This is a genomic window from Nocardioides bruguierae (genome assembly GCF_023554635.1).
In the GTDB taxonomy this organism is placed as follows: domain Bacteria; phylum Actinomycetota; class Actinomycetes; order Propionibacteriales; family Nocardioidaceae; genus Nocardioides; species Nocardioides bruguierae.
On the sequence record NZ_JAMJPH010000039.1, the window covers coordinates 1 to 23,288 of the forward strand.

A 23,288-nucleotide genomic window follows, 5' to 3' on the forward strand; every position below is an offset into this window, starting at 1 on the left:
AAGCCGGAGGAGAGCTTCTCCAGCGACTTGCTCATCGAGCTCTGGGTCGAGGAGAGGTTGCGGTAGGTGTTGATCGCGTCGACGTTGGTGTTGATGCGCAGGCTCATGATGGGTTCCCTTCCTGGGAGTCGAGTCGGTCAGCCCGTCCGTGGGCTCGCTGCTGGCGGAGCAGCGTCCGGCCGGAGGCCGGTCGTGCTGGATCTGTGACGGTGACGGTGGCGGTGTCTGTGGCTGGGTCTGCCACGGGGGAGCGCCGGCGACGCTGCCGGCGGGTGGAGCAGGTGGAGCAGGTGGAGCAGGTGGCGGTGCGTGTCGTGCGGGACGCGCGGGCGGGGGACCCGAGCGTCCGACCCGGTCGGTGACCGGGTGGCGGGAGGCGCGCGGTGCGCGCTGGTGCGGTCCGTGGCCTCAGGGGCGCCGCGGGCAGCGTGGGTAGTGCCGGGGGAGCACCGGGGTGAGCGCCGGGGGAGCGTCGGGGGAGCTCGTCGCTCAGGCGATGCCGGCGACGGCCGCGGTCTGGGTGCGACCGGTGGCGTGGCGGGTGGCGACGGCGGCGAAGTAGGCCGAGCGACGCTGGGCGGCGCAGCCCTGGGGGCGGGGGTGCGCGGCGACCAGGTCGGGGTCGAGCGCGGAGTTCATCGCGTCGCGGAGCAGGACCAGCGCCTCGGCGCGGATCTGGGAGATGCGGGACTCGGTGACGCCCAGGGTCTCGGCGATCTCGGCCATCGGGCGCTCGGCGAGGAAGTACTCCTGGACCACGATGCGCATGCGCTCCGGCAGCTCGGCGATCGCGTCGACCATGTACTCCAGGCGCTCGCGGTGCTCGAGCACCTCGGACGGCTCCGGGGTGGAGCTCACCAGGACCTCCTCGAAGGAGACCTCGGAGCCCTGGAGGGAGAGGACGTTGGCGCGGGCGACGTCGCCGTCGTTGTTCTCGACCTCGGCGACGGTCATCCCGGCGCGGGCGGCGACCTCGTGGACCTCGGGGGCCCGGCCGAGCTCGGCGGCGAGGGAGGAGCGGGCGGCCTCGAGGTCGCGGCCGCGGCGGCGGACCGAGCGGGAGGCCCAGTCGATGCCGCGCAGCTCGTCGAGGATCGCACCGCGGATGCGGGACGCGGCGTAGCGGGTGAACGGCACCCCGCGGTCGGCCTCGAAGGCCTGGGCCGCCTTCACCAGGGCGGTGAGCCCGGCGGAGGTCAGGTCGTCGCGGGAGACGTGGGCCGGCACGCGGCCCATGGTCTCGCGGACGATGTGGGAGACGAGCGCCATGTGGTCGACCGCGAGGGCCTCGCGGGCCTGGTCGTCCAGGACGGTGGTGGTCTCGATCTCTGCGATCCGCGCGCTGGGGGTCACGGTCGTCTCCTCTGCCTCGGGGGTGGTGGTCCGGGTGTCCTCCGCCGGACCCTCGTGGCCGGCGACAGCACCACTGTGGACCCTGCGAAACCGCTTGTGACCGTGGCTGAAGGACTCTTGGGCCTTCCTTGTCGGTTCCTTGTCGGATCGACGGTGAACCTTGTTAAAGGGGTGGGTCGAAGGTCCCGGGTCGGCGCCCTCGTCGCGCCGGAAGTCGTGGTGTCGGGATGGGCGATCCGGCTCAGATGGGCGGCTCGGGGGCCGATCAGCCCGGTGCGAGGCAGACGCCCCGCGGCGCCACGCACGGCGCACCGTCCCCTTCGAACACCTGGAGCCTCGAGTGGAGAAGCTGGCCCTCGTCCTGTGGCGCGAACGCGAGCTGCTGGAGACCCTGCTGTACCGGCTGGAGGTCGAGCAGCTGCTGCTGACCAACCACCGCTCGGACCACCTCACGCGCGCCGCGAACGACGTCGAGGCCGTGCTGGAGACCATCCGCCAGACCGAGGTGCTCCGCGCCGTGGCCGCCGACGAGGCCGCCGCCGCGCTCGGCCTGGCCCCCTCGCCCTCCCTGTTCGACCTGGCCGAGGCCAGCGAGGAGCCGTGGCGCTCCATCCTGCTCGAGCACCGCGAGGCCTTCACCTCCACGACCAACCGGCTCACCGACATGGCCGAGACCAACCGGGACCTGCTCACCGCGGGCTGGCAGGCCGCCCGCGCCGCGCTGGCCGACCTCGAGGAGCCGACGACCTACGCCGGCGACGGCCAGGCGGTCGGCAGCGACCGGGTGGCCCGACTCTTCGACGGGAGCCTGTGACCTCATGAGCGGCACCCTGTCCTCCCTCAACTCCGCGCTGTCCGCGCTGCGCTACCAGCGCGTCGCCATCGAGACCGCCAGCGCCAACGTCGCCAACGTCGGCGTCGAGGGCTTCACCCGACGTCGCGTGACCGCCGAGACGCTCGGCGCGCCGTCGGTCCCGGCCATGTGGTCGCGCTACACCGGCCCCGACGGCGGCGTGCGCACCAGCGGCGTCGAGCGGCTCGCCGACCCGCTGATGGAGGCCCGCTCCCGCACGGAGCACGCCAAGCTGGCCTACCTGGAGACCCGCACCACGGCCCTGACCCGCCTCGAGAGCGGCATCGGCGAGCCGGGCGACTCCGGCGTCTCCGCGGCGCTCTCGGACTTCCGCGACACCTGGGACGACCTGGCGAACGACCCCAGCTCCATCGCCGCCCGCGGTCAGGTGATCGCCGCGGCCGCCGCCCTGGCCGACTCCTTCGCCGCCCAGGCCGCGAACATCGACAACGAGGAGGCCACGCAGCGGCTCACCGCCACGGGCCTCGTCGGCGAGGTCAACACCATCGCCGTGGAGCTGTCCGAGACGAACCGCGCCATCAACGCCGGTCGCCTCGACGGCACCGACACCAGCTCGCTCTACGACACGCGCGACCGGCTGGCCAAGCAGCTGACCACCATCACCGGCGGCACCGCCACCGAGCGCTCCGACGGGGGCCTGGACATCACCGTGGGCGGCGTGAAGCTCGTCGACGGCATGCAGGCCGGCTCGCTGGCCATCGCCTCCGGCATCACCCCCGACGGTGACGCCGACGGGCTGCCCGTCAGCTACGAGATCACCCTGGGCGGCTCGACCTCCGCGCTCACCTCCTCGCTCTCGGGCGAGCTGGGCGCGACCACCGAGCTGCTCAACACCACGCTCCCCGGTTACGCCGACCACCTGAACACGGTCGTCCGCGACTTCGCCGACGCCGTCAACGCCGCCCACGTGGCCGGCCACGACCTCGACGGCGGCACCGGCAACCCGTTCTTCACCTACGACCCCGCCGACCCGGCGTCCACCCTGACCGTGGCCGTCACCGACCGCCAGGTCGCGGCCTCCGACGTCGCCGGCAGCCTGGACGGCGGGGTGGCCGACCGGCTCGCCGCCTCCGGCACCGCCGAGCTCGCCTACCAGCAGCTGGTCAGCGGACGCGGCACCGAGGTCGCCTCGGCCAAGCGGCTGACCGCCACCCAGCAGCTGCTCACCACCCAGGTCGACACGGCCAAGGAGCAGCTCTCCGGCGTCAACCTCGACGAGGAGATGGTCGACATGGTCGCCGCCCAGCGTGCCTACGAGGCCGCCGCCCGCGTCATGAGCACGGTCGACACCGTGCTCGACACCCTCATCAACAGGACAGGTCTGGTGCGCTGATGGTCGTGCTGCGTGTCACCCAGAACATGATGGTCCGGAGCTCGCTCACGGGCCTGCAGAGCGGCCTGTCCCGGGTCGCCGACGTCCAGGAGAAGCTGGCCACCGGCAAGAACATCAACCGGCCCTCCGACGACCCCACCGACGCGGTGGTCTCCATGCGGATGCGCTCGGAGCTCTCCCGCGCCCAGCAGCACGTCCGCAACGGCCAGGACGGCCTCTCCTGGCTGACCATGGCCGAGACCGCGCTGACCAGCACCAACGACAACCTGCGCCGCGTGCACGAGCTCGCCCTCACCGGCGCGAACGGCACCTCCTCGGCCACCTCGCGCGAGGCCATGGCCACCGAGGTCGAGCAGATCCGCGCCGCGATGCTCGACGACGCCAACACCTCCTACCTGGGCCGCCCCGTCTTCGGTGGCGTCACGGCCGGCAGCAAGGCCTTCGACGACACCGGCACGTGGATCGGCGTGCCCGGCGCGGTGCAGCGCACCGTGGCGGACGGCGTCCGTCTGCGGGTCGACGTGGAGGGCACCGACGTCTTCGGCGACGGGGCCTCCAGCGTCTTCGCCGAGCTGGACGCCCTCGCCACCGCGCTGCGCAGCGACGACAAGGCGTCCATCAGCGCCGCCATCGACTCCATGACCAGCAGGATGGCCGGGGTGACCGACGTGATCTCCCGGGTCGGTGCCACCTACTCCCGCGCCGACAAGGCCGTGCTCACCGCCGAGGACGCGGTCTTCGGCCTCCAGGTCTCCCTCTCGGAGGTCGAGGACGTCGACCTGCCCGCCGCCATGGTCGACCTCCAGGTCAGCCAGGTCGCCTACCAGGCGGCGCTGGCCGCCACGGCCAAGGTCGTTCAGCCGAGCCTCGTGGACTTTCTGCGATGATCACGACGACGACCCGGCACGACCGGCCCGCCGCGACGGCCGCGGTCGAGACCCCCCGCATCCCCACGCTCCGGAGGAGCTCCGCAGTGACCACCAGCACCCCCCAGGCCGAGGGCACGGACGCCGGCGCGGTCATCAGCCTCGTCCGACCCCTGCCCGGCTTCCCGGGGCACCACCGCTTCACGCTCGAGGCGCTCGACGACGCCGGCGTGCTCTCGGCGCTCCGCTCCGTCGAGGACGAGACCCGCTTCCTCGTGGTGCCGCCGCACACGTTCTTCCCCGACTACGCACCGGTCGTCGACGACACCACCCAGGCCGAGCTCGGTCTGGAGACCGCCGAGGACGTCCTGCTGCTCGTCGTGCTGACCCCCGGCGAGTCGCTCGCGGGCACCACGGCCAACCTCCTGGCTCCCGTCGTGGTCAACCGGCACACGCTGGCCGCCGCCCAGGTCATCCTGGACGACGCCTCGCTGACCACCGCGGTGCCGCTCGTCTGAGCGACACCCACCCAGCAGCACCCAGCAGCACCGGCCCGGGGTCGGCGTGCCCCACGGCGCGCCGGCCCCGCGCCCGTCCGGACCCCGGTGACTCGGGCCCGAGGCGCGGCGTTGCTCCCCGGCGGGGCCGGGGACCGGGTAGCGTGGCCGCCATGCTGGTCCTGAGCCGCCGCGTGGGCGAGAGCGTCGTCATCGGTGACAACGTCACCGTGACGGTGCTGGAGATCCGTGGCGACGTCGTGCGGATCGGCATCGACGCGCCCCGCTCCGTCGCGGTCAACCGCGCGGAGCTGCTGGCCGAGCTCGAGTCGAGCAACCAGGCCGCCGCGTCCGCCAGCGAGGAGCAGGTGGCCTCCCTGGCCAAGCTCCTGCGCGACAAGCGCTGAGCCCCACCGGGCCGGCCGGGCCGCCGACCGAGGTCACGACGCCGCGTGACGAGGGGCGCCACCACCACCGCTCGGCGCTGACCTGACCGTCCGAAAGGACCATGGTCCCTGGTCTGTGGGGCCTCCTGCCGGGCGAGGGCTGGGCGGGGTTTTACTCAGCCGGGCTGCCGCTGTGCCGAATCCACCTGCGACTTCGGCTACAGCGAGAGAGAGCGCCCGCCATGAGCAACTCGTCCCAGGACAACCCCGCAGACACCGCGGGTTCCTCGCCCCTCGCGGGGCTCGAGGACATCGTCTCGGAGTTCCTGATCGAGAGCCACGAGAACCTCGACCAGCTCGACCGCGACCTGGTGGCCCTCGAGCAGGACCCGACCTCCCGTGACCTCCTCTCGGGGGTCTTCCGCACGATCCACACGATCAAGGGCACCAGCGGCTTCCTCGGCTTCGGCACCCTGGAGAGCGTCACCCACGTCGGTGAGTCCCTCCTGGCCCGGCTGCGCGACGGCAAGCTGACGCTCACCCCCGGCACCACGACGATCCTGCTGGACGTCGTCGACGCCGTGCGCGACCTGCTCGCCACGATCGAGCAGCACAACGGCGAGGCCGGCGCGGCCTACGACGAGCTCGTCGCCCGCGTCCAGCACGTCCTGGACGGCGGCAGCGCCGACGAGGCCGCGGCGCCCGCCGCCGAGGCCCCCGCCGAGACCGCCGCCGAGACCCCCGCCGAGACCGTGGCCGAGGAGGTCGCCGAGCCGGTCGCCGAGCCGGTCGCCCCCGAGCCGGTCGCCCCCGAGCCGGTCGCCGCAGCGCCCGTGCCGGCCCCCGCCCCGACGCTGGCCGCCGTGCCCAGCGCGGTCGAGGAGGAGCACCACGAGGCCCCGGTCGCGCAGGTCGCCCCCGACGCCGCCGGCGGTGAGCCGCGCCGCTCGGTCGCCGACTCCACCATCCGCGTGGACGTGGGTCTGCTCGACTCGCTCATGACGATGGTGGGCGAGCTGGTGCTGACCCGCAACCAGATGCTCCAGCGGGCCGCCGCCACCGAGAACTCCGAGCTGGCGCACACCACGCACCGCCTCAACCTCATCGTGGGCGAGCTGCAGGAGGGCGTCATGAAGACGCGCCTGCAGCCCATCGACAACGTGTGGTCCAAGCTGCCCCGCGTCGTCCGCGACCTCTCCGTCCAGCTCGGCAAGCACGTCGACCTGAAGATGGAGGGCCGGGAGACCGAGCTCGACAAGACCATCCTCGAGGCGATCCGCGACCCGCTGACCCACCTCGTCCGCAACTCCATCGACCACGGCATCGAGGGTCCCGAGACCCGTGCCGCCGCCGGCAAGACGGAGAAGGGCACGCTCACGCTGCGCGCCTTCCACGAGGGCGGCCAGGTCAACCTGGAGATCTCCGACGACGGCAAGGGCATCGACCCGGCCGCGCTGAAGGCCAAGGCGATCGGCAAGGGCCTGGTCACCGAGGAGAAGGCCGCCCGGATGACGGACCACGAGGCCGTCCAGCTGATCTTCCTGCCCGGCTTCTCCACCGCCGCGGCCGTCACCAACGTCTCCGGGCGTGGTGTCGGCATGGACGTGGTGCGCACGAACATCGAGAAGATCGGCGGCACGATCGACATCGTCACCGCCCACGGCGAGGGCACCACCGTCCGCGTCCGCATCCCGCTGACGCTGGCGATCATCCCCGCCCTGGTCGTGACCTCCGCCGAGCACCGCTACGCGATCCCGCAGGTCAACCTGCTGGAGCTGGTCCGCCTCGACGCCGAGCAGTCGAAGGTCGCCATCGAGACCGTCCACGGCGCCCCCGTCTACCGCCTGCGCGGCAAGCTGCTGCCCCTGGTCGACCTGCGCGAGCAGCTCGGCCTCGAGGCCCGCGAGCCCGGCGCCACCTACATCGTGGTGCTCCAGGCCGACAACCAGGAGTACGGCCTCGTCGTCGACGACATCCTCGACACCGAGGAGATCGTGGTGAAGCCGCTCTCGAGCCAGCTGCGCTCGCTGTCGACCTACTCCGGCGCGACGATCATGGGCGACGGCTCCGTCGCGCTGATCCTCGACGTCACCGCCATCGCCCGCAGCTCGGGCATGAACCTGGAGAGCGGCGAGGACCCGTCCGTGGCGAACATCGACCTGGCCTCCGCCGAGTCCACCTCCGTCCTCGTCGTGGACGTCGGCTCCGGCCGCCGCGCCGCGATCCCGGTCGCTGCGGTGGACCGCCTCGAGGAGATGCGCCCCGACCGGGTCGAGCGCGCCGGCCAGCAGGAGGTCGTGCAGTACCGCGGCCAGATCCTGCCGATGGTCTGGCTCGCCAACGAGCTGGGCACGGGCGGCGCCTTCGCCGACCCGGACTCCTCGCTGCGCGTGGTCGTCTGCCGCTCCGAGGACCAGCTGCTCGGCGTCGTCGTGGACGACATCCTCGACATCGTCGAGTCCGACCTCGCGGTGCGCATCGAGAACGGCGGCTCGGACTCCGCCGTCGTGCAGGAGCACGTCACCGAGCTCGTCGACATCGCGGCCATCGCGGCCCGACTGACCCCCGCGCCGTCGCTGGCGTGGTCCGCCTGAGGAGGCACCCGGCATGTCCCAGTTCTGCACCTTCACCGTGGGTGGCCACCTGTTCGGCGTCCCGGTCGAGAGCGTCCAGGAGGTGCTGCGGGCCCAGGAGGTCACGCGCGTCCCCCTGGCGCCCCGCGAGGTCTCCGGCCTGCTCAACCTGCGCGGAGCGATCGTGACCTCGATCGACCTGCGCCGCCGGCTCGGCATGGCCGACCGCGAGCCCGACGGCAAGAGCGTCAACATCGTCGTCCGCACCGCCGACGGCTCCGCCGTCTCGCTGGTCGCCGACGAGATCGGCGACGTCCTCGAGCCGCCGGCCGACTCCTTCGAGACCCCGCCGGAGACCGTGCCCGCCTCGGTCCGCGCCGTCGTCGAGCGCGTCTGCAAGCTCGAGAAGCGGCTGATGCTGCTCCTCGACACGCACCGCGCCGTCGGCGGCCTCGAGGCCGCCTGACCCCCGGCCCGCTCGGGCCGCTCTCGGACCCCACCCCGCCGGTGCGACCACCGGCACCCGCACGTGACCACGGACCACGGTCACGAACCCGTAGGAGAACGCAACCGTCATGACCGTCCTCGCAGACCCGCCCGTCTCCACCTCCGGCGGCGTGGACCCGGCCCCGTCGGCCGGACGCCCCCGACGGAGCTTCCTCGCCGACCTGTCCGTGGGCAAGAAGCTCGCCGTGCTCACCGGCGTCGCGCTGCTGCCGGCCGCGCTGCTCTACGCGACCACCCTGAGCGTGCTGGGCAACCAGGCCGACGCCCAGGACGCGGAGGCCGCGCTCGACACCGCCGCCGCCGAGCTCTACCACCTGGACAACCGCAACTCCGAGATCAAGGCGGACGCGTTCCGCTACCTGATCGCCGGGGAGCAGGAGACGGCCGCCACGGACGCGGCCGACGACGTCGTCAGCGCCCAGGACGTCATCGCCCTCCTCCAGGGCCTGGACCTCCCGGCCGACATCGCCGAGCAGGTCGACGTCCTCGAGGCCTCCTCGCAGGGCTACTACGACTACGTGCTCTCCCTGACCGCCGGCGAGCTGGGCGTGAGCGGCTCCGAGGGCGTCACGGCCGTGACCGACTCCAACCACGAGCTCGACGCGGCGCTCGACGACCTCCGCGTCGTGCTCGAGGGCGGGCTCGAGGACGCTCGCGTCGGGCTCGACGACGCCTCCTCGGCGGCCCGGATCACGCTGCTGCTGACCCTGCTCGGCGCCGGCGTCGTCTCGGTGCTCCTCGCGGTCGTCATCGGCCGCCGGATCACCGGCCCGCTGGCCCGCACCGTCTCGGTGCTCGACGCGGCGGCCGACGGCGAGCTCGGCACCCGCATCGAGGTCCGCAGCCGCGACGAGATCGGCCGCCTCGGCGACTCCCTCAACCGCACCCTGGAGAACCTGTCCGACGCGCTGCGCCGCATGGGCTCCGGCGCCGAGTCGCTCACCTCCGCCTCCGACCAGCTCTCCGCCGTCTCCACCCAGATGAAGGGCACCGCGGGGGAGTCCAGCACCCAGGCCGACCTGGTGGCCGGTGCCGCCGACGAGGTCAGCCGCAACGTGCAGACCGTCGCCGCCGGCACCGAGGAGATGTCCGCCTCGATCCGCGAGATCGCCCAGAACGCCACCAGCGCCGCCGGCGTCGCCGCCCAGGCCGTGGTCTCGGCCGAGGCCGCCACCAGCACCGTCGCCAAGCTCGGCGAGTCCTCCTACGAGGTCGGCAACGTCATCAAGGTGATCAACTCGATCGCCGAGCAGACCAACCTGCTCGCCCTCAACGCCACCATCGAGGCCGCCCGTGCCGGCGAGGCCGGCAAGGGCTTCGCGGTCGTCGCCAACGAGGTCAAGGAGCTGGCCCAGGAGACCTCCAAGGCCACCGAGGACATCGGCCAGCGGATCGAGGCCATCCAGGCCGACACCGAGGCCGCCGTCACCGCCATCGCACAGATCGCCGAGGTCATCGGCCAGATCAACGACACCCAGGCCACCATCGCCTCGGCCGTCGAGGAGCAGACCGCGACCACCAACGAGATGTCGCGCAGCGTCGCCGAGGCCGCCACCGGCTCCTCCGCGATCGCCGACAACGTGACCGGGGTCGCCCGCGCGGCTCAGGACACGATGGCGGCTGCCGACTCCACCAGTGGGTCCGCGACCGACCTGGCCCGGATGGCCGCCGAGATGCGGTCGCTGGTCAGCCAGTTCCGCCTCTGACCCACCCCCACCGGGCACGGGCAGGACGCCGGCACCGCCGGCGTCCTGCCCCGCACCGCCCCAGCAGCACCCCGCACCCCCCACCCGCCGGACCGAGCCACCCAGGAGCAGGCGATGAGCAAGATCCGCGTCCTCGTGGTCGACGACTCCGTCGTCATCCGCCGCCTGGTCACCGACGTGCTGGCCGCCGACGAGCGCATCGAGGTCGTCGGCACCGCCGTCAACGGCCGCGTCGCGATCACCAAGATGACCCAGCTCAAGCCCGACCTGGTCACCATGGACATCGAGATGCCCGAGATGGACGGCATCGCCACCCTCGGTGAGATGCGCAAGCTCGGCATCCGCCTGCCGGTCGTCATGTTCTCGACGCTCACCGAGCGCGGCGCGCAGGCCACCCTCCAGGCCCTCGAGCTCGGGGCCAGCGACTACGTCACCAAGCCCGCCAACGTGGGCTCCGTGCAGGCGTCGATGGCCGCGGTCCGCGAGGAGCTCATCCCCAAGGTCGTCGCCCTGGTGGGCGGCCGCCGTGGCGCCGGGCCCCGCGCCCCGCGGGCCGGGATCTTCGGCCCGGCCGGCACCAGCCGCGAGCAGGCCTCGCGCAACCGTGCCACCCCGTCGTCCCCGACCGGCGGGGCCGGGCACGAGACGCCCCGTCCCGACGCCCACGCGGCCCACGCGCCGCAGGCCGCCCACCTCCCGCCGGTGAGCCCCGTGGCCCACCCGCGGGAGGTGCGGACGCCCACCCCGGCCGTCACCCGCGCGGCCCGAGCCCCCCGCTCGCGGATCGACGTCGTGGCGATCGGGGTCTCCACCGGCGGGCCCGAGGCCCTCACCCGGGTCCTGGAGTCGCTGCCGGCCGACCTCGGCGTGCCCGTCGTCGTCGTCCAGCACATGCCGCCCGTCTTCACCAAGGCCTTCGCCGACCGGCTGGACTCCAAGGTCCCGCTCCGGGTCGTCGAGTCCGGGGCGGGGGAGCGGGTCGAGCCCGGCACCGTGCAGCTCGCCCCCGGCGACCACCACCTGCGCTTCCGGCGCACCGGCGACGTCGTCAGCACCACCCTCGACCAGGGGGCGCCGGAGAACTACTGCCGGCCCGCCGTCGACGTCATGTTCCGGTCCGTGATCGAGACCTGGGGCGCCGAGCACACGCTCGCCGTGGTCCTCACCGGCATGGGGCAGGACGGGGCCGCGGGCTGCGTCGCCATCCACAACGGCGGCGGCGCCGTCCTCGTCCAGGACGAGGCCACCTCCGTGGTCTGGGGCATGCCCGGCGCCGTGGTCCACGCCGGTGTGCCCGCCGACGTCCTCCCCCTCCCCGCCGTGGGCCCCGCGATCGTGGAGCAGGTCCGCCGCTCCCGCCCGCTCGCCGCCAGCGGCCGCACCACCGCTCCCCTCCACGCCACCGCCAGCACCCGCTCCGCCCTCACCTCAGGAGTCCTGTCATGACCCTCTCGCCCGAGGCGTTCCGCTTCGTCGCCGACCTGGTGCGACGCGAGTCCGCCATCGTCCTGGAGACGGGCAAGGAGTACCTCGTCGACTCCCGCCTGCGCTCCCTCGCCGTCGCCGCGGGGGACGCCGACGTCAACGCCTACGTCGACCGGCTGCGCCGGCCCGACGGTGCGCGGGAGAAGTCGAAGGTCGTCGAGGCCATGACCACGAACGAGACCTCCTGGTTCCGCGACCGCGAGCCCTTCCAGGCGCTGTCCGGCACGATCTTCCAGGAGCTGATGCAGCGGCCGAACGCCAGCCGCACCATCCGCATCTGGTCCGCGGCCTGCTCGTCGGGCCAGGAGGCGTACACGATCGCCATGCTCGCCGCCGAGCACGTCGTGCCGCTCGGCTGGCGCGTCGAGATCGTCGCCACCGACCTCGCGCAGTCGATGGTCGACCGCACCCGCGAGGGCAGGTACAGCCAGCTCGAGATCGGCCGCGGCATGCCCGCGCCGCTGCTGGTCAAGTACTTCCAGCGCGAGGGCACCGGCTGGAAGGTCTCCGACCAGCTGCGCTCCATGGTGCGCGTGCAGACGCTCAACCTCGCGGCGCCCTACCCGCCGATGCCGGTCTTCGACATCGTCTTCCTGCGCAACGTGCTCATCTACTTCGACGCCGCGACCAAGAAGCAGGTGCTCGGCCGAGTCCGCCAGGTGCTCGACCCGCAGGGCTACCTCTTCCTCGGCGGCGCCGAGACGACCCTCGGCATCGACGACTCGTGGGAGCGCAGCACCATCGGCCGGTTCACGGTCAACCGCCCCCGCGGCGCCGTCGCCGCCCCCACCGTCGGGACCGCTCCCCTGTCCGGTCTCGCTGCCAGGAAGGTGATCTGACCGTGCGTGCCCTCGTGATCGACGACTCCCGCGCCATGCGGATGATGATCGGCCGGCTCCTGACCCAGCAGGGCTTCGAGATCCTCCAGGCCGGCGACGGCCAGGAGGCGCTCGACGTCCTCGGCGCCTGCGAGCCGCACGAGCTGCCGGTGCTGTGCACCGTCGACTGGAACATGCCCGTGATGGACGGGCTGACCTTCGTGCAGTCCGCCCGCAAGCGCACCGAGCTGCGGGACCTGACCCTGATGATGGTCACCACCGAGTCGGAGAACCACCAGGTGGTGCGGGCCCTCGCCGCGGGCGCCCACGAGTACCTCATCAAGCCCTTCACCGCCGAGGCGATGGCCGACAAGCTCGACCTCCTCGGCCTGGACCCCTCCAGGAGAGTGGCATGACCACCACCGACGCGCCCGCCGACGCCCTCGGCAGCACCCCCGCCGCCGTGTCCGTCGAGGACCTCCAGCAGATCGCGGACGACGTCTGGGCGACCTTCCTGGACGCCGGCGACGTGCCGCCGCCCGGCGACGACGCCGGGACGGACGCCGGGGCGGACCCCGAGACCGACGCCGTGCACTCCGCCATCGCCGTGCTCGGTTCCTGGGAGGGCCAGGTCGTCGTCGAGTGCAGCCGCACCGCCGCCGAGCGGATGGCCCGCCAGATGCTGATGGTCACCGACGTGACCCCGGCCGACCTCGACGACACCGTCGGCGAGCTCGTCAACGTCGTCGGCGGCAACGTCAAGAGCCTCGTGCCCGCACCCTCCTCCCTGGGGCTGCCGGTCACCGAGGCCGGGCGCTGGGTCGCCGGCGGAGCCGCACCCGTGTGCAGCGTCCACCTCGACTGGGCCGGGCACCCGGTGACGGTGAGCGTCTGGTCGGCGGCCTGACACATCGGTCGCCTCCGGCGACATGTTCGCGCGCTTATACCCCTGTTCTGCGCTCGGAACTCTCGGCACCGACGCTCGCAGGCTCGCGGTCGGCACCTCGCCATCCTCGCTGTAGAACAGGCGTCGCGCACGAACGCTTCATGCCCCTCTGCTGACTGGTCCCCAGAGGCACATCCCCCTGTGCCTCTGGGGATCGTGCTTTCCGGACTCGTGAAGCGTCGTCGGGCGACGCCTGTTCTGCAGGGACGAGACGAGCGTGCGGGCCGTGAGCGCAGCGAACGCCCGGGCCGAGTCGAGGAGTGAAGAACAGGGGTATAAGTCCGGCGACATGTCGGCGGAGCCGACCATCGGGAATACCTGCCTATCGCATACAGTTGTGCCCGGCAACCATCCCCGTCGACACCCCGAGGCCCCCTTGACGCAGACCGCCCCGCACCCGGAGAACCACCACCCCGGTGAGATCCAGCAGATGACGCACCGCGAGATCCTGACCGCGATGTCGGGCCTGCTGCTGGCCATGTTCGTGGCGATGCTCTCCAGCACCGTCGTGACCAACGCGCTGCCGCGCATCGTCGCCGACCTGGACGGCTCGCAGACCGGGTACACGTGGGTGGTCGTGGCGACCCTGCTGGCCACCACGGTGAGCACGCCCCTGTGGGGCAAGATGTCCGACCTGGTCAGCAAGAAGGGCCTGGTCCAGGTCGCGCTGGTCCTCTACACGATCGCCTCGGTGATCGCGTCGTTCGCGCCGTCCATGGAGGTGCTCATCGGGGCCCGCGTGCTCCAGGGCCTGGGTGCCGGCGGCATCCTCGCGCTGGTGCAGGTGGTGATCGGCACGATCGTCAGCCCGCGCGAGCGCGGCCGCTACAGCGGCTACATCGGCGCGGTCTTCGCCGTGGCCACCGTCTCGGGCCCGCTCATCGGCGGCGTGATCGTGGACTCCGCCCTCGGCTGGAGGGGCGTGTTCTGGCTCGGCCTGCCGTTCGCGGTCGCCGCCTTCGTCGTCCTCCAGCGCACGCTGCACCTGCCCACCGTCCGCCGCGAGGTGCACCCCGACGTCCTGGGCTCGTTCCTCGTCGTCGGCGGCGTCAGCCTGCTGCTGATCTGGGTCAGCCTCGCCGGCGACCAGTTCGCCTGGGGCTCCCTGACCACCGTGCTGATGGTCGCCGGTGCCGTCGTCGTGCTGGCCGCCGCCGTCCTGGTGGAGGGCAAGGTCGCCCGCGACCCGATCATCCCGCTCGACCTGTTCCGCGACCGCACCATCGTGCTGGCCGTGATCGCCTCCGCGCTCGTCGGCGTCGCGATGTTCGGCTCGACCGTCTACCTCTCGCAGTACTTCCAGACCGCGCGCGGCATGTCCCCGACCGAGGCCGGCCTCATGACCGTCTGCATGGTCGGCGGGCTGCTCGTCTCCAGCATCGTCTCGGGGCGCGTCATCACCGCCAACGGCCGCTGGAAGCCGTGGCTGGTGGGCGGCATGGCGCTGGTCGTGGTGGGCCTCGGCCTGCTCTCCACCATCGACGAGACCACCTCGCTGGTCGTCGTGGGGGCCTTCATGGCGGTGCTGGGCGTCGGCATGGGCTCGACGATGCAGAACCTCGTCCTCGTGGTGCAGAACGCGGTGCCCCTGCACCGCATCGGCGTCGCCTCGTCCGTCGCCGCCTTCTTCCGCACCCTGGGCGGCTCGATCGGCGTCTCCGCGCTGGGGGCCCTGCTCTCCCACCAGGTCGCCGGCAAGATCGCCTCCGGCCTGGCCGACCTCGGCGTCAGCGCGACCGGCTCGTCCTCCGCGCTGGCCGACCTGGACTCGCTGCCCGCCCCCGTCCTGGCCGTGGTCGAGGCCGCCTACGGCGAGAGCTTCGCCCACGTCTTCCTGGTCGCGGCGCCCCTCGCGGTGATCGCCCTGGTCGCCGTGCTGGCCATGCCGAAGGTCGAGCTGCGCACGTCCAACGGCCCGGTGCGCGAGGAGCCCGCCCGGGACGCGGCGTCCACGGATGACGGGGACCGCGCGCCGCGGACCGCTGCGGCGGCTACGCTCGACGTCTGATGACGCCACCAGCGAGCCCGACGACCCCGCGAGCCGACACCCTCATGCGCCTGGAGCAGGAGGTGGGCGTGCTGATCCGTCGCGTGCGCAAGGTGATCAACTCGCGTGCCAGCGCGGTGCACCCGGACCTCCAGCCCGCCTCGTACCTGATGCTGAGCTACCTCCAGGAGCAGGGTCCGCTGCGGGCCTCCGTGGTGGCCGAGCTGTTCGACATCGACAAGGGCGCGATCAGCCGTCAGGTCAGCCACCTGGTCGACCTCGGCCTCGTGGTGCGCAACCCGGACCCCGACGACGGCCGCGCCTCGCTGCTGAGCGTGACGCCGCTGGCCCGCGAGCGCCTGGAGCCCATTAAGGAGGTCCGCCGGCAGTGGGTCTCCGACCAGCTCGAGGGCTGGTCCGACGACGAGGTGGAGCGCCTGGCCGTGCAGCTGGGGCGCTACAACGAGGCCCTCACCGGACGCCCGGAGCCGGACCCGGCCGGAGCCTGAGCGGCCCGCCCCCGGCCGCACCCGGGCCCACGACGACCGAGACCCCCTCCGCCCGCAGGCGGAGGGGGTCTCGTCGTTGCCGTGCCGGGTGCGTCAGCCGCGCACCCAGACGGCGGTGTCGGCCGGCAGCGTGCCGTCGACCGGACCGCTGGCGTGCACGACCTCGCCGTCCGGCAGCGCCGCGTCCGCGGTGCCGCAGTTGAGCGCGACCGTCAGGTCGCCGCGGGTGAAGCTGAGGACGTCGCCGTCGACGACCACCTTCACGGACGCGGGGAGGTCCGCGAGGTCGCGGCGGGCGGCCAGCGTGCGCCGGTAGAACGCGAGGGTCGACTCGGGGTCGGTCTCCTGCGCGGCCACCGTGAGGCTGCCCCAGCCCGAGGGCTGCGGGAGCCAGGGCTGGCCGGTGCCCGGGCCGAAGCCGAAGGGGGCGGAGTCGCCCGACCACGGCATCGGCACCCGGCAGCCGTCGCGGCCGATCTCGGGGGCGTCGGTGTCCTTGGTGCGCAGCCAGCTGGGGTCGGTGCGGTCCTCGGGGGCCACGTCGACCTGCTCGAGGCCGAGCTCCTCGCCCTGGTAGAGGTACGCCGAGCCGGGCAGCGCCAGCATCGTCATCGTGGCCGCGCGGGCGCGGGCCAGGCCCTGGGTGCCGCCGCCGTAGCGGGTGACGTGCCGGATGACGTCGTGGTTGGAGAGCACCCACGTCGGGGTCGCGCCGACGGGCTCGAGGGCGTCGAAGGTGTGGGTGACGACGTTCGCGAACTTCTCGGCCGACCACGGGGCCAGCAGCCAGGCGAAGTTGAAGGTCTGCTGGTACTCGTCGGGGCGGACGAAGCGGGCCATCGACTCGGCGGTGGCGGTCCAGGCCTCGGCGACCATCATCCGGTCGCCGGGGTACTCGGCCAGCACCTGGTGCCAGCGGCGGTAGACCTCGTGCACCTCCGGCTGGTCCCACATCGGCTCGTCCAGCGCGGCGCGCTCGACCATGGAGCCCGCCTCCTCGCCGGCCGTGGCCCCGCCCTTGGCGCCCTCGGGGCGCACCTGGTCGCGCAGCGACTCCTCCTTGAACAGGCCATGCGCCACGTCCACGCGGAAGCCGTCGACGCCACGGTCGAGCCAGAAGCGCAGGACGCCCTCGAACATGTCGCCGACCTCAGGGTTGCGCCAGTCGAAGTCGGGCTGGGAGGAGTCGAACAGGTGCAGGTACCACTGCGGGTCGTCGTCGCGGCCGTCCGGGTGCTCGGCCACGCGGTCCCACGCGGAGCCGCCGAAGACGGACTCCCAGTTGTTCGGGGGCTCCAGGCCGCCCTCGCCCGTGCCGTCGCGGAAGAGGTAGCGGGCGCGCTCCGGGCTGCCCGGCTCGGCGCGCAGTGCCGCCTGGAACCACTCGTGCTGGTCGGAGGAGTGGTTCGGGACGAGGTCCACGATGAGCCTCAGGCCCAGCTCGTGGGCGCGGGCGACGAGGGCGTCGGCGTCCTCGAGGGTGCCGAACAGCGGGTCGATGTCCTGGTAGTCGGACACGTCGTAGCCGTGGTCGGCCTGGGGGGAGCGGTAGAAGGGGGAGATCCACAGGGCGTCGACGCCGAGGTCGCGCAGGTGCTCCAGGTGGGCGGTGATGCCCGGGAGGTCACCCACGCCGTCGCCGTCGGCGTCCGCCCAGGAGCGGGGGTACACCTGGTAGATCGCCGCGTGGCGCCACCACTCGGCGCCGGTGGGGGTCGGGTCGATGGATGCGTCGTTGCCAGCCATGCACTCACTCTCGCACATCGGATGTTACCGGTAAACCTCCCGCGCGAGAGCGCTTGCATCCTGGGACGCTCCCGGGGCTGCGTCGGTGGTGCGCGGAGCGGGGAGAGGGCTGGTCAGCGGATGGCCTGCCACCGGTCCAGCGACTCCTGCCGCTCGGCCTTGTGGTCCACCAGCGGGTGCGGGTAGCCGACCAGGTCGCGGGTCTCCGCGTCCGGCTCGTGCGGGTCGGGCACCTGCTGGGGGTCGGCCAGCTCCTCGACCCAGCGGCGCACGTAGGTGCCCCGCGGGTCGAACTTCTTGCCCTGGCTGGTGGGGTTGAAGACGCGGAAGTACGGCGCGGCGTCGGTGCCGCAGCCGGCCGTCCACTGCCAGCCGTGCTGGTTGGAGGCCAGGTCGCCGTCGACCAGCCACCGCATGAAGTGGCGTGCGCCGTGCTGCCACTCCAGGTGCAGGTCCTTGACCAGGAAGCTGGCCACGATCATCCGCACCCGGTTGTGCATCCAGCCGGTCGCGCGCAGCTGGCGCATGCCGGCGTCGACGATCGGGAAGCCGGTGCGGCCCTCGCACCACGCGTCGTAGTCCTCGCCCGGGCGGTCGTAGGTCATCCGCGCGAACTCCGGGCGCAGGTACTCGCGCGCGGTCTCCGGCTTCTGGGCCAGCACGTCGGCGTAGAACTCCCGCCACGCGAGCTCGCTGCGGTACGAGCGCGCGCCGGCCGAGCGGCGCTGCCCGAGCTCGGCCAGCAGCGTGCGCGGGTGGACCTCGCCGTACTTCAGGTGCACCGACATCCGGCTGGTGGCGTCCTTGCCGGGGTCGTTGCGCTGCTCGTCGTAGGCGTCGAGGTCGTCGAGGAACGACTCCCACTGGCGCAGGGCGGCTGCCTCCCCGGCCTCGGGCAGGGCGAGGCCCTCGGGCAGGTCGACGTCCGGGACGTCCACCGGGTGCAGCGGGCCGGCGCCGTCCTTGCCCCTCAGGTCCTCCAGCGTCAGCCACGAGCCGCCGCTCGGGGCGTCGACGGGCGCGCGCCAGCCGTGGTCGGCCCACGCCTTCGAGAACGGGGTGAACACCTTGTACGGGTCGCCGGAGCCGTTGGTGACCCGTCCGGGTGCCACGGCGTAGGGCGAGCCGGTGCGCACCAGGTCGATCCCGGCGTCGGCCAGCGCCTTCTCCACGGCCTCGTCGCGGGCGCTGCCGTAGGGGCCGTAGTCGGCGGCGAGGTGCACGGCGCCCGCACCCGCGGCGCGGGCGGCGGCCACGACCTGCTCCACCGGGTCCCCGTGGACGACGGCGAGGCCGGCGTGCCGCTGCCGCAGCGAGGCGTCCAGCGACCGCAGGCTGGCCGCGAGGTAGGCACGCCGGCTCGGGCCGGCCGGGCCCCAGAGCCGGTCGTCGAGCACGAACAGCGGGAGCACGGGGCCGTCGTCGGCCGCCGCGCGGAGGGCGGGGTTGTCGGCGAGCCGCAGGTCGCGGCGGAACCACATCACCGAGGTCATCCCCCGAGGCTGCCAGCCGCGGGGCGCGAGGTTGCTCACCCGGTCCGCGAGCGCGGGCACCGCCCCGGGGGTTTCGTGTGGCGGGCGTCGGCGTGGTGTGTCACGGTGACCCCGGCTCGTCAGCACGCCCTTCCAGCGGGGGGAGGGGGCGCGGGTCGAAGCGACCCTGACGATGAGGGAGAATAGTCGGCGTGAGCGACCTGATCGACACCACCGAGATGTATCTGCGGACCATCTACGAGCTGGTCGAGGAGGGCATCGTCCCGCTGCGCGCCCGGATCGCCGAGCGGCTGCACCAGAGCGGTCCCACCGTGTCCCAGACCGTCGCCCGGATGGAGCGCGACGGCCTGCTCACGGTCGAGGGCGACCGCCACCTGGAGCTGACCGACGAGGGTCGGATGCTGGCCACGCGCGTCATGCGCAAGCACCGGCTCGCCGAGCGCCTGCTCGTCGACGTCATCGGCCTCGACTGGGAGATGGTCCACGAGGAGGCGTGCCGCTGGGAGCACGTCATGTCCGAGACCGTGGAGAAGCGGCTCCTGGAGCTGCTCGAGAACCCCACCGAGTCCCCCTACGGCAACCCGATCCCGGGCCTCGACGAGCTCGGCAGCAGCCCGTCCGGCGAGCAGTTCATGGACGGCGTGGAGCCGCTGGCCAAGGTCGTCGGCCTGGGCGGCGAGGTGATGGTGCTGGTCCGCCGCATCTCCGAGGAGATGCAGAAGGACGAGGCCCTGATGAGCGCCCTGCGTCGGGTCGGCGCGCGCCCCGACAAGACGGTCTCCGCCGGCGCCACCGACGCCGGCTACCTCGTCTCCGCCGGCGGGGAGTCCGCCGAGATCTCGGACGAGGCGGCGCAGCACATCTTCGTCTCCCGCTGCTCCTGAGCCTGGCCTCGCCGCCGCGGGGGTGACCGCTCGTCCCCGCGGTGGACGCGCGTCCACCGGCACGGGTGCCCGCCTTGTCGGTGCCCGGGGGCTGCCCTACCGTGAGCGCACAGCGGGCGCGGGGGGCGACCGCCGTGACGGGTCGTGCTCGGCCCGGGCGAGGAGGGGGGCGTCGTGGAGCTGATCGCTGTCACGATGCCCGTCGACCTGCTCGGCGAGCACAGCGACCCCGCGCACCCGCTGGACCCCGCGACCGGGGCCGACTTCGTGCTGCGGCACTCCGAGACCGCGCTGGGTCGGGGGCTCGAGCCCGGGGAGGTCGTGATGCTGGTCGACCCCGAGGGCGAGTACCACACCGCCACCGTGCTCGACCTCCGCTTCGAGCTCGAGGACACCGTCTACGTGCTGCGTCGGGACGCCCGGGTGCCGCCCGAGCAGGTGCGCGACCGGATGCTGCACGTCGCACCACGCGCGCCCGAGGAGGGCTCCCCGCCCGGCCCGGACGACGAGCGCTCGGTCGTGGACCTGCTCGGCGAGCTCCGGCGGCGCTGGGCCGAGCGCGACGACGACTGACCGTCCTCGCCGGTGGCCGGGGCTCAGCGCCGGGCGTCTGCCACGGTGGTGAGCACGTCGGCGACGCCGCCCTGCACCCGCACGTCGGCGAGCGCGTCGCCGCGGGTCCAGCCGCGGTTCACGATCACCACGGGCACGCCGGCGCGGGCCGCCCGGCGGACGAACCGCAGGCCGCTCATCACCGCCAGGCTGGAGCCGGCGACCAGCACGGCGCCGTCGGCGGGGGAGAGGGCGTCCACCGCGGCGAAGCAGCGCGCGACCACCGGCGCCTCCACGTTCTCGCCGAAGAACACCACGTGTGGCTTGAGGATGCCGCCGCACACCTCGCAGTCGGGGACGACGAAGCCGTTGGTGTCGTCCAGCTCCACGTCGCCGTCCGGGTTGACCGCCGCGTCCGCGTGCGCCTCGAAGTAGCCCGGGTTGAGGGCGGTCAGCCGCTCGTGCAGGTCCGCTCGCGAGGTCAGGGTTCGGCAGGAGAGGCAGACGACCTCGGAGATGCGGCCGTGCAGCGCGACCAGCGGGTCCGTGCCCGCGCGCTCGTGCAGGCCGTCGACGTTCTGGGTGATGACCAGGTCGGCGCCGAGCCGGGCCACCGCCCGGTGGCCGGCGTTGGGGTCGGCCTGGCGCATCCGGCCCCACCCGACGTGGCTGCGCGCCCAGTACCGCCGGCGCGCGACGGGCCCGGAGACGAACTCCGCGAACGTCATCGGGCTGCGCGGGCGCGCACCGGGGCCGCGGTAGTCGGGGATGCCGGAGTCGGTGGAGAGCCCCGCGCCCGTGAGGACGACGAGGTGGCGGCCGACGAGCAGGTCGGCTGCGCGCTGCACCTGACCGGGCGCGGACCAGGAGGGCTCGGGCTCCCAGCCCGCCGGTGCGACCGCCCGGGTCGGGACCGCGACGAGCGCGGGGGACACGGACGGGACGCGGACGGGTGGCGCCGCGGCGCCCGGGGAGGCCTCGGTCAACGCGCGTACCGCTCCTGCGCGCGGGCGCGGGCCTTGGCCGCCTCCACCTCGCGGTCCTTGGGTGCGGCGGTGGTGACCAGGGCGTCCAGCAGGTGCTGGGTCGCGTGGGCGACCTCGGCGACCGCGCGGTCGAACGCCTCCTGGTTGGCCTGCGAGGGCTTGGTGCTCCCCGAGACCTTGCGGACGTACTGCAGCGCCGCGGCCTCCACCTCGGACGTGGTGGCCGGCGGCTCGAAGTTGTGGAGCTGGCGGATGTTGCGGCACATGCCTCGAGCGTACGGCGTGGTGGTCTCGAGGTGCGCTCGTCGCCGGGGCTCCTCGCTGCTCGACCCCCGGGGCTCCGGTGATCGAGGTGCGAGGGCGGCCACGCCCGAGCCCCGAGCTCGCCGCACGTGCCCGCGGCTGCTTGGCGAGGAGGCCGGCCACGGCCGTCGCGAGACCGGGCCCGGGGTGCGGCCGGCGGAGGGCGGTGGGAGCGGCGTCACATCCCTGGCACGATGCGACCATGCCCGACTTCGACCTGCTGCTCATCGGCGCCACCGGCTTCACCGGTGGCCTCACGGCCGACCACCTGGCGGAGCACGCCCCTGAGGGCCTGCGCTGGGCCCTCGCCGGCCGGAGCCCCGACAAGCTGGCCGCGGTGCGGGACCGGCTCGCCGGCATCCGCCCCGAGCTGGCCGAGCTGCCGCTGCTCGAGCTCGACCTCACCGACCCCGCGGCCACCGCCGAGCTGGTCTCCCGCGCGAAGGTGGTCGTGACCACGGTCGGGCCGTACCTCCAGCACGGCGAGCCGCTCGTGGCGGCGTGCGCCGAGACGGGCACCGACTACGTCGACCTCACCGGCGAGCCCGAGTTCGTCGACCTCATGTACGTGCGGCACCACAGCACGGCCGTGCGCACCGGCGCCCGCATCGTGCACGCCTGCGGCTTCGACTCCGTGCCCCACGACCTCGGCGTGCTGCACGCGATGCGCGCCCTGCAGCCGACCGGGCCGGTGGAGGCGCGCGGCGTCGTCCGCGCCTCGGCCCAGTTCTCCGGCGGCACGTTCCACTCCGCCCTGGGCGCCTTCTCCCGCGCACGGGAGATGAAGGAGGCCGCCGGGCGTCGCCGGGCGATGGAGAAGCGCGCCGCGGGCGGGGCGGGGCGCCGCGTCCGCGCCACCGCCGGTCGCCCGCACCGCGACCCGCTGCTGGGCTTCTGGCTGGTGCCGCTGCCCACCATCGACCCGCAGGTCGTGGCCCGCAGCGCCCGCGCGCTCGACCTCTACGGGCCCGCGTTCACCTACAGCCACTACGCCGGCACGAAGACGCTGCGCTGGGCCGCCGGTGGCGCGGCCGGCGCCGCCGGTCTCGCGGTGGCGGCCCAGGTGCCGCCCCTGCGCGAGGCGCTCCTGCGGCGGTTGCCGGCCGGCTCCGGCCCCTCCGCGGAGCGGCGGGCGCGGTCCTGGTTCACCGTGGACGTGGTGGCCGAGTCCGAGGACCGCGTCCAGCACTCCCGTGTGTCCGGAGGGGACCCGGGCTACACCGAGACCGCGCGGATGCTGGCGTCGGCCGGGCTGTGCCTGGCCCTGGACGACAACCCGACGCAGGGCGGCAGCCTGACCACCGCGCAGGCGATGGGGGAGAACCTGCTGGCCCGGCTGGAGGACCTGGGCATCCGGTTCGAGACCGTCCCGGCGTGACCCGGTGACGCCCTCGAGGGGCGGCCCCGCCGCGCCCGAGGGCGAGCGGGAAGCGGCGTAATGCCTGCGGCGGGGGCGCGGACGACGGCGGCTTGACCTGCGCCGG

The 23,288-nt window shown here is 73.5% G+C and carries 23 protein-coding genes; 17 read left to right on the forward strand and 6 right to left on the reverse strand.

The genetic code is table 11. From position 1 onward, the window contains the following. Together M8316_RS21340 and M8316_RS19825 are read right to left on the reverse strand one after the other, a co-directional pair. The coding region (locus M8316_RS21340) for a flagellin N-terminal helical domain-containing protein (protein WP_443689928.1) at positions 1-107 on the reverse strand (107 nt) is incomplete at its 3' end. Positions 108-489: 382 nt separating this feature from the next. Then, entirely contained in the window at positions 490-1,353 is an 864-nt protein-coding gene (locus M8316_RS19825) for a sigma-70 family RNA polymerase sigma factor (RefSeq protein ID WP_250057661.1), read from the reverse strand. Positions 1,354-1,693: 340 nt separating this feature from the next. On the opposite strand from M8316_RS19825, the gene flgN reads away from it, so the two are divergent. The 14 genes from flgN to M8316_RS19895 all read left to right on the forward strand — a co-directional run bounded on the left by flgN (position 1,694) and on the right by M8316_RS19895 (position 15,840). Beyond that, entirely contained in the window at positions 1,694-2,167 is a 474-nt protein-coding gene (flgN, locus tag M8316_RS19830; protein ID WP_250057663.1) for a flagellar export chaperone FlgN, read from the forward strand. 4 nt (positions 2,168-2,171) lie between these two features. Then, the gene (gene flgK / locus M8316_RS19835) at positions 2,172-3,560 is read left to right on the forward strand and encodes a flagellar hook-associated protein FlgK (RefSeq protein WP_250057665.1); all 1,389 of its coding nucleotides are present in this window, start codon (positions 2,172-2,174) and stop codon (positions 3,558-3,560) included. Continuing rightward, entirely contained in the window at positions 3,560-4,447 is an 888-nt protein-coding gene (flgL, locus tag M8316_RS19840) for a flagellar hook-associated protein FlgL (protein WP_250057667.1), read from the forward strand. The genes flgK and flgL overlap by 1 nt, the downstream gene beginning before the upstream one ends. 86 nt (positions 4,448-4,533) lie before the next feature. After that, positions 4,534-4,944, forward strand: coding sequence for a flagellar assembly protein FliW (locus tag M8316_RS19845; protein ID WP_250057669.1), 411 nt, complete (start codon positions 4,534-4,536; stop codon positions 4,942-4,944). 152 nt (positions 4,945-5,096) lie between these two features. Then, complete coding sequence (csrA, locus tag M8316_RS19850; RefSeq protein ID WP_250057677.1) at positions 5,097-5,330, forward strand: carbon storage regulator CsrA; 234 nt, start codon at positions 5,097-5,099, stop codon at positions 5,328-5,330. Between the two features lie 221 nt (positions 5,331-5,551). Continuing rightward, positions 5,552-7,903 (forward strand): chemotaxis protein CheA, encoded by a 2,352-nt coding sequence (locus M8316_RS19855; RefSeq protein ID WP_250057680.1) that lies wholly within the window; start codon positions 5,552-5,554, stop codon positions 7,901-7,903. Positions 7,904-7,916: 13 nt separating this feature from the next. Continuing rightward, positions 7,917-8,348, forward strand: a complete 432-nt coding sequence (locus M8316_RS19860) for a chemotaxis protein CheW (RefSeq protein WP_250057682.1) — start codon at positions 7,917-7,919, stop codon at positions 8,346-8,348. A 109-nt stretch (positions 8,349-8,457) separates the two neighbouring features. After that, a complete protein-coding gene (locus M8316_RS19865; protein ID WP_250057684.1) occupies positions 8,458-10,095 on the forward strand; it encodes a methyl-accepting chemotaxis protein in 1,638 nt (545 codons plus the stop codon). 114 nt (positions 10,096-10,209) lie between these two features. After that, a complete protein-coding gene (locus tag M8316_RS19870; protein ID WP_250057686.1) occupies positions 10,210-11,541 on the forward strand; it encodes a protein-glutamate methylesterase/protein-glutamine glutaminase in 1,332 nt (443 codons plus the stop codon). Next, positions 11,538-12,419, forward strand: coding sequence for a CheR family methyltransferase (locus M8316_RS19875; RefSeq protein ID WP_250057688.1), 882 nt, complete (start codon positions 11,538-11,540; stop codon positions 12,417-12,419). Before M8316_RS19870 ends, M8316_RS19875 begins: the two co-directional genes overlap by 4 nt. A 2-nt stretch (positions 12,420-12,421) precedes the next feature. Continuing rightward, a complete protein-coding gene (locus M8316_RS19880; protein WP_250057690.1) occupies positions 12,422-12,814 on the forward strand; it encodes a response regulator in 393 nt (130 codons plus the stop codon). Continuing rightward, the gene (locus M8316_RS19885) at positions 12,811-13,305 is read left to right on the forward strand and encodes a chemotaxis protein CheX (protein WP_250057692.1); all 495 of its coding nucleotides are present in this window, start codon (positions 12,811-12,813) and stop codon (positions 13,303-13,305) included. Before M8316_RS19880 ends, M8316_RS19885 begins: the two co-directional genes overlap by 4 nt. 415 nt (positions 13,306-13,720) lie before the next feature. Then, positions 13,721-15,352, forward strand: coding sequence for an MDR family MFS transporter (locus tag M8316_RS19890; protein ID WP_308196062.1), 1,632 nt, complete (start codon positions 13,721-13,723; stop codon positions 15,350-15,352). Then, a complete protein-coding gene (locus M8316_RS19895; RefSeq protein ID WP_250057694.1) occupies positions 15,352-15,840 on the forward strand; it encodes a MarR family winged helix-turn-helix transcriptional regulator in 489 nt (162 codons plus the stop codon). Before M8316_RS19890 ends, M8316_RS19895 begins: the two co-directional genes overlap by 1 nt. 93 nt (positions 15,841-15,933) lie before the next feature. Here M8316_RS19895 and M8316_RS19900 read toward each other — a convergent pair whose 3' ends face one another. Then, the gene (locus M8316_RS19900; RefSeq protein ID WP_250057696.1) at positions 15,934-17,586 is read right to left on the reverse strand and encodes a glycoside hydrolase family 13 protein; all 1,653 of its coding nucleotides are present in this window, start codon (positions 17,584-17,586) and stop codon (positions 15,934-15,936) included. Between the two features lie 113 nt (positions 17,587-17,699). After that, entirely contained in the window at positions 17,700-19,079 is a 1,380-nt protein-coding gene (locus M8316_RS19905; RefSeq protein WP_250057704.1) for a cryptochrome/photolyase family protein, read from the reverse strand. 191 nt (positions 19,080-19,270) lie between these two features. Between M8316_RS19905 and M8316_RS19910 the strand changes: the two genes are divergently transcribed. After that, positions 19,271-19,963, forward strand: a complete 693-nt coding sequence (locus tag M8316_RS19910) for an iron-dependent transcriptional repressor DtxR (protein WP_250057706.1) — start codon at positions 19,271-19,273, stop codon at positions 19,961-19,963. Positions 19,964-20,137: 174 nt separating this feature from the next. Next, positions 20,138-20,536 (forward strand): hypothetical protein, encoded by a 399-nt coding sequence (locus M8316_RS19915; protein WP_250057708.1) that lies wholly within the window; start codon positions 20,138-20,140, stop codon positions 20,534-20,536. 23 nt (positions 20,537-20,559) lie between these two features. Here M8316_RS19915 and M8316_RS19920 read toward each other — a convergent pair whose 3' ends face one another. Beyond that, positions 20,560-21,450, reverse strand: coding sequence for a Sir2 family NAD-dependent protein deacetylase (locus M8316_RS19920; RefSeq protein WP_250057710.1), 891 nt, complete (start codon positions 21,448-21,450; stop codon positions 20,560-20,562). A gap of 47 nt (positions 21,451-21,497) precedes the next feature. Then, positions 21,498-21,767, reverse strand: coding sequence for a DUF2277 domain-containing protein (locus tag M8316_RS19925; RefSeq protein ID WP_250057712.1), 270 nt, complete (start codon positions 21,765-21,767; stop codon positions 21,498-21,500). Between the two features lie 239 nt (positions 21,768-22,006). On the opposite strand from M8316_RS19925, the gene M8316_RS19930 reads away from it, so the two are divergent. After that, positions 22,007-23,182, forward strand: coding sequence for a saccharopine dehydrogenase family protein (locus tag M8316_RS19930; RefSeq protein ID WP_250057714.1), 1,176 nt, complete (start codon positions 22,007-22,009; stop codon positions 23,180-23,182). Positions 23,183-23,288: the final 106 nt, after the last annotated feature.